Origin of the sequence: Sphingobium limneticum (assembly GCF_008710155.1) — a bacterium.
GTDB lineage: Bacteria > Pseudomonadota > Alphaproteobacteria > Sphingomonadales > Sphingomonadaceae > Sphingobium > Sphingobium limneticum.
In genome coordinates, this window is the sequence record NZ_VYPZ01000002.1 from 389057 (window position 1) to 402758 (window position 13702).

Sequence of the window (13702 nt, forward strand, 5' to 3'; positions counted from 1 at the left end):
CCGCTTCATGCTCACAGCCCCGCTTCGATGGCCAGGCGAATGGCGTCGGCCGCCGTGCGCGCGCCCAGCGCCCGCAGCATCGCGGCGCGGTGCATCTTCACCGTCCGTTCGGTAAGGCCCAGGTCAAAGGCGATCTGCTTGTTGAGCTGCCCCTCCGCCATGCCGGTCAGCACGGCGCGCTGACGATCGGTGAGCGTCGCGATCAGCGCCGTGGCCTCATCCCTGCGCGGCACGCCTGCATCCTCGACCGCCACCTGCGACCCCAGATACCAGTCGAGCGCACCATCGGCGCCGAAGATCGGCGCGATCATCACCGCGTTGCGAAAGCCCGTCCCATCCTTGCGATAGTTGAACAGTTCGACCAGCACCGGCCGCTGCGCCTTCAGCGCGCCGCGGATCGTGTCGATCGCGGCACCCTCGGTATCCGCACCCGACAGGAAACGGCAATTGCGCCCGATCACCTCATCCTGCGCATAGCCGGTCAGCGCGACGAAGGCGTCGTTGCAGGCGACGATCGGATTGTCGGGCAGGCGCGGATTGGTGACGACGGCCGCGACGGCGCTGTCGGCAATCATGGCGACGGTCATTGCGGGCAGGGACATGAAAAACAGGCACTCGACAGGAAAACGGGGGCAACGCCAGCGCGCTGCCCCCCGTCATGGTGCCCAATTCACCCCCCGACCGCAAGGCAAGGGAATGATTTCAAAAGGTCAGCCGGCAAAATTGCCCTGATGGGCGAAGCTTTCGATCGGCTTGCGATCGCTCGGTTCTTCGCGCGCCTGAAGCGCTTCGGGCAGGACCGATTTGTCGCCCTGACGCCCGATCGCGACCGCCGCCTCGATCCGGAAACGCTCCGGCACGGCCAGTTCAGCCCGCGCCTTGTCGAAATCCAGGCCGGTCATGCCATGGGTGTGATAGCCAAGCCGCGTCGCCTGCAACGCCAGCAGTGCCCAGGCGGCACCCGCATCGAAGCTGTGGCTGTGCGACGGCTTATAATCTTCCGATCCGGGCGCAGCCATCAGCGTGTCGGACAGAATGAAGACGATCGCGCCGGCATTCTTCACCCAGCCCTGATTGAAGGGCAGCAGCAATTCCAGGAAGCGCTGCCAGTCGGCATCGTCGCGATGGGCGTAGAGGAAACGCCAGGGCTGATAGTTGAAGGCCGATGGCGCCCAGCGCGCGGCGTCGAAAATAGTGTCCAGATCCGCCTGCGGGATGGCGGAGCTGTCGAACGCACGGGGCGACCAGCGATCGAGGAACAGGCTGTCGACGGCGCGCGTGGAGGCGCGGGGATTGGTGGCCATGCTATCTCCTGGAAAAAACGAAGGAAGGACCGCCAATGTAGGCGATCATGCGCATATGCGAAGGGGTCAGTTGACCGTTTCGCGCGCCGGCGCAGCCAATTCGCGAGAATCAGGCAGGTCCAACAGGGCATCGGCGTCCCGGTCGATCAGCACGACCGAAGGTTCGCGAAGCAGCGCCTGCGCCAGTCGCGCCCGCCACCGCCCGAACAGGCCATCGGCCCCATCCTGCTCCTGCCCATCCTGCATAGATACTCCGCGCCGACTCATGCGACTTATCTACTGATGCTATAGAGAATCGTCCTGCAAGCAATGCTGGACCGCGCGACAGAAAAATTTGGGGGCGGGTCGGCCGCCCCCATCGCTTATTTCGGCATGCCGGACAGGCCACTCGCGCGCCGCAGGGCATCGCCGTCCAGCCGATAGCCGTCGAGGAAGACGGTATCGACCTGACGCAGCCGGGTGATGTCCTTCGACACGTCGCCATCGACCAGGATGATATCGGCCTTCTTGCCCGGCGCGATCGATCCGATGCTGTCGGCAAGGCCGGTCATCCGCGCCGGCACGATGGTCGCGGTCTGCAAGGCCTGCGCATTGGTGAGGCCGGCCTGCTCGTAGAGTTCCAGTTCACGCACCAGTTCGAGGCCATAGCCATCCGTGCCGGCGACGATGCGGACACCGGCCGCGTGCAGGCGGCCGACCAGCCCGACCATCTTGTCGAAACTCTTGCGATAATCGTCCCGCGTCAGCCCGGCGACCAGCGGATAGCCACCGATTTTCCAACTGCGCGCGACCGACGGCGGGGCGATGTCGGCAAAGGGCGCATATTCGGGCGAAATGGCCGTGCCGTCCGACGTCATCAGCGGTTCCCACACGGTCAGGGTCGGGTCGATGATCGTGCCCCGCTTCGCCAGTTCGGCGTAGAAAGCCTTCATCGTCGGCGAATCCAGATCGACATCCTTGCCATATCTGGCCGGTCCCTCCAGCCGCGCGGCAGTGTTGGCCTTGTCCACCACATCCTGCGGCATCGCCTGCATCATGATGAAGTTGATATGGGTGATCTCATCATAGCCCGCCCGCACCGCATCGAGCGGGCGCATGCCGGCGGGCACATGGCCGTGAACGTGCAGGCCCAGCTTATGTGCCTCTGCCGCCGCCGGTGCGATCCAGGCCGGGTCCATGGACGTGTAGAATTTGGCGCCCCACAGGCCCGCCGCCTTGATCTTGTCGACCGCCGCCACCGCTTCGGCCGCCGACGACACGGTCAGCGCGCCCTGCGCGGCCAACGGATCCTTGCGGTCGATGATGACCGATATCTTCCCGTCCGGTGCCAGCAGGTCGCCGGCCGCCCGACGCTTCTGGATACTCAACGCCTCGTCGATCATGGAGCCGGGGCTGCGATAGTTGGTCATGCCCGTCGCCAGATTCTGCAACAGGTTCCAATCGTCGCCGACATGCTGGTGCGCGTCCCACAGGCCGGGCGACAGCGTCTTGCCGCGCCCGTCGATCAGGGTCGCGCCGGCCGGCGCCTTGATGGAGCCGCCCGCGCCGACCTTGGCGACCTTGCCATCGGCGATCAGCACCGCCCGGTCGGGCAGATAGGTGCCCGCGACCGAATCGAACAGCAGCACATGGTCGATCAGTGTCGGGGTGCGATTGGCGGGACTGAGGAACCGGTGCGCCACATCGCGCACCATGGCGGCGGTGGCCGCATCCTGAATATCCTTCAGCTTCGGCCCGTTCTTCTCATAACCCGCCGGCAGCAGCGATATCACTCCGGCATTGCCGAAGAAGCGATCATCCTGGTCCAGCCACATCGGCGAGGGAGAAAAGCCATAGCCCTTGATGAAGGCCAGCTTGACCGTCTTTGGTCCCTGCGGTCCGTCTATCTGCACCGACTGGCCGATGCTGATGCTGGCATGGCCGGTCGGCAGCAGGTCGATACCCTTGTCGCCGGCCGCCACCAGCGCCTCGATATCCTTCTCGCCCGCCAGCCAGGGGCCGCCATATGTGCTGTATCGCTTGCCCGCATAGGGCGCTGCGCCCTCGTCGATCACCGTCTTCCACCGGCCGACGCCATCCGCACCAACGCTGAACGTCTCGGCCGCGTCACCCTGATCGGTGAAACCGCGAATGACGATATTGCTCGGCCGCCCGTCGGCGCCAAGCTTCATCACCTCGTCCGTCTCCGTCACCCAACCGCGCAGCGACATGGACATGCGATAGGCGACCTGTCCGTCCACCAGCGTCCAGGACCAGATGTCGCCATGATTGCCGGCGGTCGAACTGATGGTGAAATGGCGCGCATCGGACGGCGCCGTCAGCAATTGTTCCTTGGGTGTCGGCGCCGCCATGGCGATGGACGAAATGGCGGCAAGCAACGAAGCCAGCATCGTTCGGCGCATATCTCACTCCCCATATTTTGTGGGATCAGACTGACGCGCCCGCGCGCGCCGCGCAATGGCTTTTCGGTGCGATCCTGGGGGCTGCGGCCGGTCGCCCGGCGCAGCCCCGTGTGCCTTGTCAGTAACGCGCGCGAATGCTGGCGAAGAGCGTACGCCCCGTTTCCGGGAAGCCGTCGGTCAGCGTGTAATAATCGTCGAACAGATTACGGCCGCCCACGCCGATCTCGATCCCGTCGGTGATGGCATAATCGACGCGCAGCCCCGCATTCACATAGGCTCCGGTACGATAATAACGCTGCGGCGCGCTGGCCGGCAGGGCGGTGAACAGGGTCCAGCGGTTTGACGCCAGATCCACGCTGGGGACGATGTGCAGCTTCTCGATCGGTGCCCAGTCCAGATAGGCGAAGCCCTTGTGCGTGGGCACGCCGGTCGGGTGGAACAGCGGGTTGGCGGCATAGTCCAGATTACGCTTCGTGCCGGTATAGTTGAACCCGGCGTCCAGCCCCGGCAGGATCGTAGCCGACACCGACAGTTCGACGCCATAATATTCGCCCTTACCGACATTGCGGCTCTGCGACAGGTTGGTCAGCGCGCAGCCGGCGACCGGCACCGCCGGCGGCGTGGTCGATGCGGTGCAGGGATAGGCCGGCGTCGGCACGCTGAAGATCGCGTTGCGTACCCAGCTGTAGAAGAGCGCACCCTCCACTCGCAGCTTGCCCGCCGCCCAGCTGCCGCCGATTTCCGCATTGGTGGCGCGTTCGGCCTTCAGATCGGGATTGGGGATGGCGGTGTTGAAGCGTTGGCTGAACCGTTCGAAAATCGTCGGGAAACGCGCGCGCGACGACAGGCTGGCGTGCAGGTTCACCGCCTCGCTCGCCTGCCAGTCGAACCGGCCCTGCACATTCCAGGTGTCGGCATCGCGGCGCGGATAATTATACAGCACCGACGCGCCCGACGTGCCGAGCGGCGCGCCATATTCCTGCGCCTTGATCAGGTTGCGCCAATCGAAGCTGCCGCCCAGCGTGAAGCGCAGGTCCGGCGTCAGGCGCAGCTCATTTTCCAGCGCGGCGGAAAATGTCTCTTCCGTCTGGGTCTGGCGCGGCTCGGTGGTGCCGATGCCGGCGGTGGAGAAGCTGGTCTGAAACTCGACATGCTTGTCATGGCGATAGTGGAAGGCAAGGCGCAGCGTATCCGCTTCGCTCGCGTCGAAATCCAGCTGGGCCGATCCGCCCCAGGCGCGATCTTCATAGGGACTGTCGAACGTATAGGGCCGGGTCTGCGTCGTCATCGTGCGGTCGGTGAAGCTGCGCAGGATCGAATCGAACTGGTTGTAATAAGCGCGGGTCTTGAGCGTCGCCCGGTCGCCCAGCGCGGTGGTCGACAGGAAATAGATGCTGGTGATGTTCCATTCCGGCCAGTCCCAGAAGCGCGGCGTCGTCACCGTATCGCTGATGTGCAGCGGCGCGCCCTTCGCCCCCTCCTGATAGGTATAGCTCAACGCATATTCGTCGGTCGCATTGGGCGTGAAGCCGACCTTGGCATTGACGCGCCAGTCGCGGGTACGCGAAAAATCGCGCGCGCCGCCATCCTCCAGCGCGACGTTCCGCGGGGTAAAGTCGTTGGGCAGATCCCAATGGTCGGTAAAGCTGCGCGCATAGCTGGCCTGCGCATACCATCTGTCGTGGCGCGTCCCGACCTTGGCGGAGACATTATAGCCGGCATAGTCGGTATCATTGTCGAAATTCACCGTGCCGCGCAGGTCGATATCCAGCGCCTTGGTCGGCTTGGCGGTGACCAGGTTGATCGCCCCGCCCATCGCGCCCGGCCCGTCCAGCACCGACGCATAGCCCTTGGCCACCTGCACTTCGGCGATGTCGGTGGTCAGGAAACGGCCATAGTCCAGCCGGTTGTCGGCGGGCAGATAGACGCGGATGCCGTCGATCGACAGCGGCACCTGAAACCGGTCGAAACCGCGCACGAATACCAGCCGCTCGTTGCGCGTGCCGCCGCTATTGCCGGCCGATACGCCAGGCATCAGGTTGATCGCATCGTCCAGCGCGGTACGGCCGAACGTGTAGATGGCGTTCGAGGACAGGGTATTGGTATCGATCTCGATTCCCTGGGTGCGGGGTGCGGTGACGATGATCTGCCCCAGCGAGAAGCTATCGCTCCCCTCCTCCGGCTGAACCTGCGCCTGGGCCTGACCCGCAAAGGCACTGCCCGCCAGCAACAGGGCGGTGAAAGCGATCCTCATATATTTTCCCCCTTTTCCGGTCGTTCGACTCGATATATCCGGCCGTATATAGCGAAATATTTCGGAGGGAAGCCCCAGATGCCATTCAGCGCCCCGTTCCAGCGCCTCGCGCCGGCCGCCATCGCCGCGCTTCTCTGCACCGCGCCCGCCGCTGCGCAGATGGACCATGCGCCGGCCCAGTGCGCCGCCCCGGCGGAGCTGCCCGCGCCCATGGCCTCCTGGCGCAATCCGGTCGCTTTGAAGGCCGCCGCCGATGGCAAGGGCGCCGCGCGCGCCATGCTGACGCCGGGACGGACCGTAACCCTGGCGCTGCTTCCCACGCCCAAGGTCGCCTATCCGGTACGGCCGGCCAAGCCGGGCGGCAGCGTCAGCCATGGCGGATTGGCCAGCTTCACCGTGAAAGAAGCGGGCACCTGGCGCGTCGCGCTGGGATCGGGCGCCTGGGTCGATGTGATCGGCGACGGTCAGGCCGCGACCTCGACCGCCCATGGCCATGGGCCGGACTGTTCGGGCATTCGCAAGATGGTGGATTATGACCTGAAGCCCGGTCGCTACACGCTGCAAATCGCGGCCAATGGCGAGGACAAGCTGACCCTGCTGGTGACGCGCCTGCCGTGAAGCCCCTGCTGCTGGCCGCCGCATTGCTGATGCTGGTCGCGGCCGGCAAACCATGGCGCTGGGATCTGCCGGCCGGGGTGGACGCCCCGCCCGTGCCCGCCGACAACCCGATGAGCGCGGCCAAGGTCGAACTGGGCCGCCGCCTTTTCTATGATGCGGATCTGTCGGCTGACGGCACCATGGCCTGCGCCGCCTGCCATGAACAGAAACGCGGCTTTGCCGACGGCAATGCCACCCGGCCGGGCGTGCATGGCGATCCGGGCCGGCGCAACGTGCCGGGGCTGGCCAATGTCGGCTGGCTGTCGCCGCTCACCGCCGCCGATCCCAGCCTCACCCGGTTGGAGGATCAGGCGCTGGTGCCATTGCTGGGCACCCAGCCCGTCGAAATGGGCATGACGGGTCGGGAAGCGGAATTGCCGCGCCGGCTGGGCGCCAATGCCTGTTATCGCACCATGTTCGCCCGCGCCTTCCCGGCGGAAAAGGGCCGGATCGACACGCGCACGGTCACCGCCGCACTCGCCGCCTTCCAGCGCACCCTGATCGCGCGCGACAGCCCCTATGACCGGTTCCGCCGGGCCGAAGCCAGCATGCCCGCCGCTGCACAACAGGGCCTCCGCCTGTTCGATCGGCATTGCGCATCCTGCCATGGCGGGCAGGACATGACCGACCTGCGCTATCATGGCTTCGAACCGGTGCAGGCGCGCGACCCCGGCCTCATCGAAAAGACCAGCCGGGCGGCGGATGCGGGCCTTTTCCGCACAGCATCGCTGCGTAACGTCGCCATCACCGGTCCCTGGTGGCATGACGGGTCGGCCCGCAGCATGACCGACGCGATCCGCCGCCATCGCCTACCGCTTCCCGAAGAGGCGATGGCTCCGCTCGCTGCGCTCCTCGAGCAATTCACGGACGTTAATTTCCTGACCGATCCACGCTTTTCCATGCCCGATCGCGCCTGTGGGAAGCGGCTATAACACCCGCCCCTAATTATATTTCAAATAGTTAGGCCGCATGCTTCCATATGCAAATATCATTTCACATTTCAGAATATTTCATATACACGTAAAGTCATCGATCGATCACCGCACAGACCAGATAAGCGGGACGGTCATAGGACAGGAGGAGAGGATATATTCGCCGTGACAGGCGAAATAGATTCACAACCATGATCATGATGTGAACAGTCGTCGTTCGGCGGATCATTATGATGATCACTGATACACCCAAAAAATGCTCCGCTTGCATAGTTGATGATTATATCAATAGCGTCGAGCCTGACTTTCTGACCGTTGCCATATCAGGATAATAAAACGGCAGAGTTTTAACTATATTGTATCACAAGCATACAAATGGGGAGGATATTATGACCAATAAGCAGATATTATTCGGCGCCAGCCTGGCCGTATTGGCCGGCCTTGGCGCAACGCCCGTCGCATCGGCGCAGGATGCCGTGCCGCCTGCCGCGTCGGACATCATCGTCACCGCCCAGTTCAAGTCGCAAAAGCTGCAAGATACGCCGCTGGCCATCACCGCCCTCAATGGCGAAGCGCTGGAAGCCCGCGGCCAGACCAATATTTCCGAAGTCGCGGCCCAGACGCCGAACGTCACGCTGGCGCCCCAGAACGGCTATCTTGGCCCCGGCATCATCGCCTTCATTCGCGGCGTGGGCCAATCCGACCCCAATTTCGCGCTCGAACCGGGCGTGGGCATGTATATCGACGACGTCTATCTGCCGACGCTGACCGGATCGCTGCTGGACCTGATGGACCTCGACCGGGTCGAAATCCTGCGCGGGCCGCAGGGGACGCTGGCCGGCCGCAACTCATTGGGCGGGTCGATCAAACTCTATTCGGTCAAGCCCAAGGGCGACGGCAGCGGCATGCTGGAGGCGACCTATGGCAGCTACAACCGCATCGACATGCGCGGCTTCATCGACCTCAAATTGACCGAAAACCTGTTCCTGCGCGTGTCCGGCGCGAGCAAGAACAGGGACGGTTATGTCAAGCGGCTCGACTATGCGCTGACCCATCCGGGTTCCAACGTACCGACCCAGGCGACGGATGCCGATCCGGAGCTCGGCACGCTGGGCGGGCAAAGCTTCATCGCGACCAAGGCGGCGCTGCGCTGGTTGCCGACCGACAATGTCGAAATCAACGTGTCGGCCGATTATACCCGCCAGCGCGACGAAGCCGGCGCCAGCGTACTGATCTTCGCCAACAAGGCCGGTACCTTCCCCGGTCCCAGCGCGACCGGTGGCCCTCGCCCCTGGTTGGCTGGCGTCAACGGCGCGCCGGTGGCGCTCAACTGCGCCTTCGTCGCGTTCGGCGTCAACAGTTGCGACACGCCACCGTCGGGCTACAACAAGAAGTTCATCAGCTACGCCACCTTCACCGACAATGCGACGCGCGACGGACAGATGGCCTACAAGCCATTGTCGCTCGACCCGCATTCGGACCTCGACAATTATGGGTTCGCCGGCACGATCGACTGGACCATCAACGACACGCTGGCGCTGAAGTCCGTCACATCATACCGCCATTATGAGGCCGACTGGTCCTTTGCCGAAGGTGCACCGGTCCAGTCGTCCATGTTCGAACAGCAGCAGAGCAATACCCAGTGGAGCCAGGAATTGCGCCTGAGCGGCACCGCGCTCGACCGCCGGCTCGACTATACGGTGGGCGGCTTCTACTTCGACACGAAGGGCAAGTTTACCGGCCGTATCGACCTCAACTATGCCGGTATCGACTTCCTCCATGGCCCAGATCCGACGCCCGCCAAGAACAAGGCATTGTTCGCCAATGTCAGTTTCAAGCCTGTCGACGCGCTGACGTTGACGGGCGGCATCCGCTCGTCTTGGGACGAGAAGGATTATGGCTATGTCCGCCGCAATCCGGACGGCACGGCGATCCAGGGGCCATGCGCCTTCTTCCTGGGCGCGCCGACTGCTGGCCCAACGGGCGTCGGCAATGCGCCCAACTGCCTGCTCTTCGGCCTCAATGGGCTGGGCGCCCATTTCAAGTCGCAGCGGACCGACTGGCGCATCGCGGCGGACTATCGCTTCTCGCCCGAATTCATGGTCTATGCCCAGGTGTCGACCGGCTATCGCGCGGGCGGCGTCAATCCGCGCCCCTTCTACCCCAGCCAGGTTCGCCCCTTCTCGCCCGAAACCATCACCGCCTATGAAGCGGGGTTCAAGTCCGACCTGTTCAATCGCATGCTGCGCTTCAACGTCTCGGCCTTCTTCAACGATTACAAGAATATCATCCTGACCGTGTTCAATTGCCCGACCGATGCGGGCGCGGAAGGTACGCCCTGTCTTCAGCCCACCAATGTCGGGTCGGCGGACGTCAAGGGCATAGAGTTCGAAACGACGATCCGGCCGACCAGCCGCCTCAGCTTCGATGGATCGCTCAGCTATCTCGACTTCAAATATACGTCGCTGGGCAGCGCCAATACCGGCGTCACGCTGGACATGGTGCCGCCCTTCACGCCCAAATGGAAATGGAATGCCGGCGCGCAATATGATGTGCCGGACGTGCTGGGCGGGGAATTGAGCTTCCGTCTGGACGGCAGTTACCAGTCCCATATCTATGTCGACGCGATCAACACGGACGCGGCCACCGTGTCGGCCACGGCCACAGGAGCAGGCGGCGGCGCATTGCCCACCTTGGTCGCGACCAGCCGGATCGACGGCTATTTCCTGGCCAATGGCCGCGTCACCTGGCGCAGCGGGGACGATGGCTGGAGCGCATCGCTGGAGGTGCGCAACCTGACCGACAAATATTACTTCACCTCGATGAACACCAATTTCAGTTCGGTGGGCGTCCTGTCCGGTGCGCCGGGCCTGCCGCGCACCTGGGCGGTGACGCTCAAGAAGCAGTTCTGATCGATTGATCGGCGGCGCGGTCTTTCCCCGCGCCGCCCTTTTTCACGAGGGTTTCCATGATCCGCTTGTCCCTGCGCCTGCTGGCGCCAATGATGCTGACGGCCATAGCCATGCCATCGCCCGCCGCCAATCCGACCGACATTCCCGCCGATCCCGTCATCCAGATGCGCGAACATTGGCTGGATGCCGACATCAATGCCTTCAACTTCCGCCATTCGGCCGATATGTTCGAAACCCGCGCCGTGCCGCATGGCGACGCCGTCCGCGCCTTGCCCGATGGCCGGACGATCACCCCGCCCCCTTTCCAGCTGAACGGCGTCACCCGCAGCTATGACGACTGGGCGCGCCGCACCTATACCAATGCGATCATCGTCCTGCGCGATGGGAAGGTCGTGTTCGAAGACTATCGCAACCGATCACGCCCATCGGATCGCTTCATCTCCTTCTCCATGGCCAAATCGATCACCTCGCTGCTGATCGGCATCGCTCTCGACCGGGGCAAGATCGCTTCGCTCGACGATCCGGCCGGCAAATATGTGCCCGAATTGCGCAAGGGCGCCTATGCCGACGTGACGATCCGTCAGTTGCTCCAGATGCGATCCGGCGTCGATTATGACGAACGCTATGATTTCGGCGAGAAGCCCAGCGTCGCCGCGCTGATCCACCGCCATGCCATTGTGCTGAACGAGGAACGCTTCGCCGATCGCGCCACGACCATCGCCCGCGCCGCAAAGCCCGGCAGCCGCTTCAACTATGCGACGCTGGACACCGCCGTACTGGGCTGGGTGCTGGAACGGGCAACCGGCCAGTCGCTCGCCGCCTTCTCCGCCGCGAACCTGTGGCAACCCGCCGGCATGGAGGGCGACGCCTTCTGGATCGCCGACGGGCCGGAGGGCAAGGGGCGCGAATTGTCCGGCATGGGCTTCAACGCCACGCTGCGCGACTATGCGCGGCTGGGTCAGCTGATGCTCGACGATGGCCTGCGCGACGGCAAGCCCGTGCTACCGCGCGGCTGGATGAAACAGGCGACCAGCATGATCCCCTTTGCCCAGCCCACGCCCTTTGGCGGGCGCGGTTACGGCTTCCAATTCTGGCAACTGGACGATCAGCCGGGCGCCTATACCGCGCTCGGCCTCGCGGGACAGTTCATCTACGTCCATCCGCAAAGCCGCACGGTGATCGTGAAGCTGAGCCATTACCCCCTGCCCGAACCGCCCCATGTGATGGAAGAGACGCTGGCCTATTTCCATCAACTGACCGCGCCCTGATCAACCCCGGCCTTCCTGTCGCAGCGCTTCGGCGAATTGCCCGGCCCGTGCCTGCAACTGTGCGGAGCGGTCGCGCAATTCGCCCGCTGCGGTGGTGACCGCGCGGGCCGTGCGCTCGGACGATCCGATCACCCATTCCAGCTGGCGGATCGCCGCATCGGTATCGGTCATGCGTGCCTTGGTGCCCATCACCGCATCGCGAATTTCGCCTGCGACCAGCGATTGATGGTCCAGCGCGGCGCGCGACGATCCGGTGACGCGCGCAATCTCCCCCACCAGATCGCGCACCGCATGGACGCCCGACGTCGCAGTCTGCGCCGTGTCCTGCATCATGCGCAGCACGGCGGTGATCGATGCGGTCGACTGGCTGGTCAGCTCCGCCATCTGGCGCACTTCATTGGCGACGATGGCGAAACCCTTGCCGCTTTCCCCCGCCCGCGCTGCCTCGATCCGGGCGTTGAGCGCAAGCGTATTGGTGCGCGCGGCAATCCCGGCCACGGACGACACCACCGCTTCGACGGCGACCGTGTTGGCGCTCAGATCCGCCAGCCGCGCGACCAGATCGTCGATCGTCCGTTCCGCCCGCCGGGTGGAGGCGACCGCCGCACTGACATTGCCGTCCAGGCTGACGGTCGCCTCACTCAGCGCTTGGTTGCCGTCGACCACGATGTCGATCGATTCGGTCGAATGATATGCGGAACTGGCGACGATCGCGGCCGCGTCGCGACCGGCTTCGGCGCCGCGTTCCAACTCCCCCGATTGCCTATTCAGCGCCGTCGCGATTTCCAGCATCGGCCGCAGCACGCTATCGAAATCCTGCTCGAACAGCGCCAGCGTCGCCAGCGATCGCGTCCGCCCCTCTTCCTTGCGCCGCTCGCGCTCTTCGTCGCGCTCCTCGGAAACACGCACCACCGCCTGCTCCTGCTCGCGCAGTCGTGCCATCAGTGCCTGCGCCTCCCGCTCCGCCTGCATCGACAGGTCGGTCGCGCGGCGACTCTGCTCCGCCTGCACCTGCGCCTCCGCCTGCTTGTCCAGCAACAGCTGGTTCAATCGTCGGGCCAGCAGATATTGGGCCAGCCCCACAAGCGCCGTCACGACCACCAGGCCCAGCGCCAGCAGCCAGCCATGTTGCAGCATCGCCGTGCCGGGACGGCGCGGGGTCCAGCTGATATAGCCTGTCACCGCCGGTTCGGCGAACAGGTCCAGTTGCGGCCCGTCCACGCCATCGCTTCCCGTTTCCCAGCGCAGATGATCGATCGCCATCGACTGGCCGATATCGTCCAACAGGCGGCCGGCAACCGGCTGCAACCAGATCAGATAGCGTTTGGGATCGCGATCGTTCCTTATCCTGCCGTCGGTCGGACGGATCCGCGCCACGCCCAGAAAATAGGGCTGCGTTTCGTACAGGATATGGCTGATGATCGGCGTATCGGTCCGGTCTGCCGCCCGATAGAGGTCCGGCAGGTCGGCGCCGCGCAATGCCTGCAACGACGGCTTTTCACCCTTGTCCCAATAGCTGTAGAAAACATGGTTGGCGGCATCGCTGACATAGATGCCCCGCATCGGCATGGTGAAGGATTTCCACACACCCGGCCCGACATTATCGTTGGTCCACACCGGATCGACGGTCCGCACCATATGCGCATAAAGCTCGTCCCACAGCGCATAGCCTTTCAGCCAGCTGCGGAAATTCTTCGCCTTCGCGTCGATCGCCGCCTCTACCGCCTTGCTCGTATAGGCGATCTCGCTGCGATCCTCTTCCCGCGCCTGATGGATGCCGAACAGCAGCAGCGATCCGATCAGCAACAATGCCGCCAGCGCGTAGCTGCTCAGGATCTTCGCCGGAAAGGAGAGATTCGCCAGCGGCCGACCCGGATAGGAAGTCTTGAAATGCAACGGGCCAAACTCTCCAATGTTTGGCCATGTTGTAGCGCAAGATCGTAAATAAGCCTTTAGTGCTCGCGCCCGAACAA

General features: G+C 64.1%; 10 protein-coding genes. 4 read left to right on the forward strand and 6 right to left on the reverse strand.

All coding sequences use genetic code 11. From position 1 onward, the window contains the following. Window positions 1-11 precede the first annotated feature (11 nt). From F4U94_RS04450 to F4U94_RS04470, 5 genes are all read right to left on the reverse strand, one after another. Window positions 12-602 carry a LuxR C-terminal-related transcriptional regulator gene (locus tag F4U94_RS04450; protein ID WP_232015785.1) on the reverse strand — a complete coding sequence of 197 codons (591 nt, stop codon included), beginning with the start codon at window positions 600-602 and terminating at the stop codon, window positions 12-14. A 108-nt stretch (window positions 603-710) separates the two neighbouring features. Continuing rightward, window positions 711-1304: a nitroreductase family protein gene (locus tag F4U94_RS04455; RefSeq protein WP_120251687.1), complete on the reverse strand. Its 594-nt coding sequence runs from the start codon at window positions 1302-1304 to the stop codon at window positions 711-713. Window positions 1305-1370: 66 nt separating this feature from the next. Then, the gene (locus tag F4U94_RS04460; protein ID WP_120251686.1) at window positions 1371-1550 is read right to left on the reverse strand and encodes a hypothetical protein; all 180 of its coding nucleotides are present in this window, start codon (window positions 1548-1550) and stop codon (window positions 1371-1373) included. A gap of 116 nt (window positions 1551-1666) precedes the next feature. Beyond that, window positions 1667-3706, reverse strand: a complete 2040-nt coding sequence (locus F4U94_RS04465) for an amidohydrolase family protein (protein WP_120251685.1) — start codon at window positions 3704-3706, stop codon at window positions 1667-1669. 118 nt (window positions 3707-3824) lie between these two features. After that, window positions 3825-5960, reverse strand: coding sequence for a TonB-dependent receptor plug domain-containing protein (locus F4U94_RS04470; protein ID WP_150411846.1), 2136 nt, complete (start codon window positions 5958-5960; stop codon window positions 3825-3827). 78 nt (window positions 5961-6038) lie between these two features. Here F4U94_RS04470 and F4U94_RS04475 point away from each other — a divergent pair, with 78 nt between their 5' ends. The 4 genes from F4U94_RS04475 to F4U94_RS04490 all read left to right on the forward strand — a co-directional run bounded on the left by F4U94_RS04475 (window position 6039) and on the right by F4U94_RS04490 (window position 11729). Continuing rightward, window positions 6039-6578 carry a hypothetical protein gene (locus tag F4U94_RS04475; protein WP_120251684.1) on the forward strand — a complete coding sequence of 180 codons (540 nt, stop codon included), beginning with the start codon at window positions 6039-6041 and terminating at the stop codon, window positions 6576-6578. A gap of 29 nt (window positions 6579-6607) precedes the next feature. Beyond that, complete coding sequence (locus tag F4U94_RS04480) at window positions 6608-7549, forward strand: cytochrome-c peroxidase (RefSeq protein ID WP_120252292.1); 942 nt, start codon at window positions 6608-6610, stop codon at window positions 7547-7549. A 389-nt stretch (window positions 7550-7938) separates the two neighbouring features. After that, window positions 7939-10461: a TonB-dependent receptor gene (locus F4U94_RS04485; protein WP_120251683.1), complete on the forward strand. Its 2523-nt coding sequence runs from the start codon at window positions 7939-7941 to the stop codon at window positions 10459-10461. A gap of 56 nt (window positions 10462-10517) precedes the next feature. Next, window positions 10518-11729 (forward strand): serine hydrolase domain-containing protein, encoded by a 1212-nt coding sequence (locus F4U94_RS04490; RefSeq protein ID WP_120251682.1) that lies wholly within the window; start codon window positions 10518-10520, stop codon window positions 11727-11729. On the opposite strand, the gene F4U94_RS04495 is transcribed toward F4U94_RS04490, so the two are convergent. Beyond that, window positions 11730-13625, reverse strand: a complete 1896-nt coding sequence (locus F4U94_RS04495) for a methyl-accepting chemotaxis protein (RefSeq protein ID WP_170271905.1) — start codon at window positions 13623-13625, stop codon at window positions 11730-11732. Window positions 13626-13702 lie beyond the last annotated feature (77 nt).

Bases quoted from the DNA above. Each gene is read 5' to 3' on its own strand.
- F4U94_RS04450 (WP_232015785.1), bottom strand. From the start codon at position 602: ATGTCCCTGCCCGCAATGACCGTCGCCATGATTGCCGACAGCGCCGTC.
- F4U94_RS04455 (WP_120251687.1), bottom strand. From the start codon at position 1,304: ATGGCCACCAATCCCCGCGCCTCCACGCGCGCCGTCGACAGCCTGTTC.
- F4U94_RS04460 (WP_120251686.1), bottom strand. From the start codon at position 1,550: ATGCAGGATGGGCAGGAGCAGGATGGGGCCGATGGCCTGTTCGGGCGG.
- F4U94_RS04465 (WP_120251685.1), bottom strand. From the start codon at position 3,706: ATGCGCCGAACGATGCTGGCTTCGTTGCTTGCCGCCATTTCGTCCATC.
- F4U94_RS04470 (WP_150411846.1), bottom strand. From the start codon at position 5,960: ATGAGGATCGCTTTCACCGCCCTGTTGCTGGCGGGCAGTGCCTTTGCG.
- F4U94_RS04475 (WP_120251684.1), top strand. From the start codon at position 6,039: ATGCCATTCAGCGCCCCGTTCCAGCGCCTCGCGCCGGCCGCCATCGCC.
- F4U94_RS04480 (WP_120252292.1), top strand. From the start codon at position 6,608: ATGCTGGTCGCGGCCGGCAAACCATGGCGCTGGGATCTGCCGGCCGGG.
- F4U94_RS04485 (WP_120251683.1), top strand. From the start codon at position 7,939: ATGACCAATAAGCAGATATTATTCGGCGCCAGCCTGGCCGTATTGGCC.
- F4U94_RS04490 (WP_120251682.1), top strand. From the start codon at position 10,518: ATGATCCGCTTGTCCCTGCGCCTGCTGGCGCCAATGATGCTGACGGCC.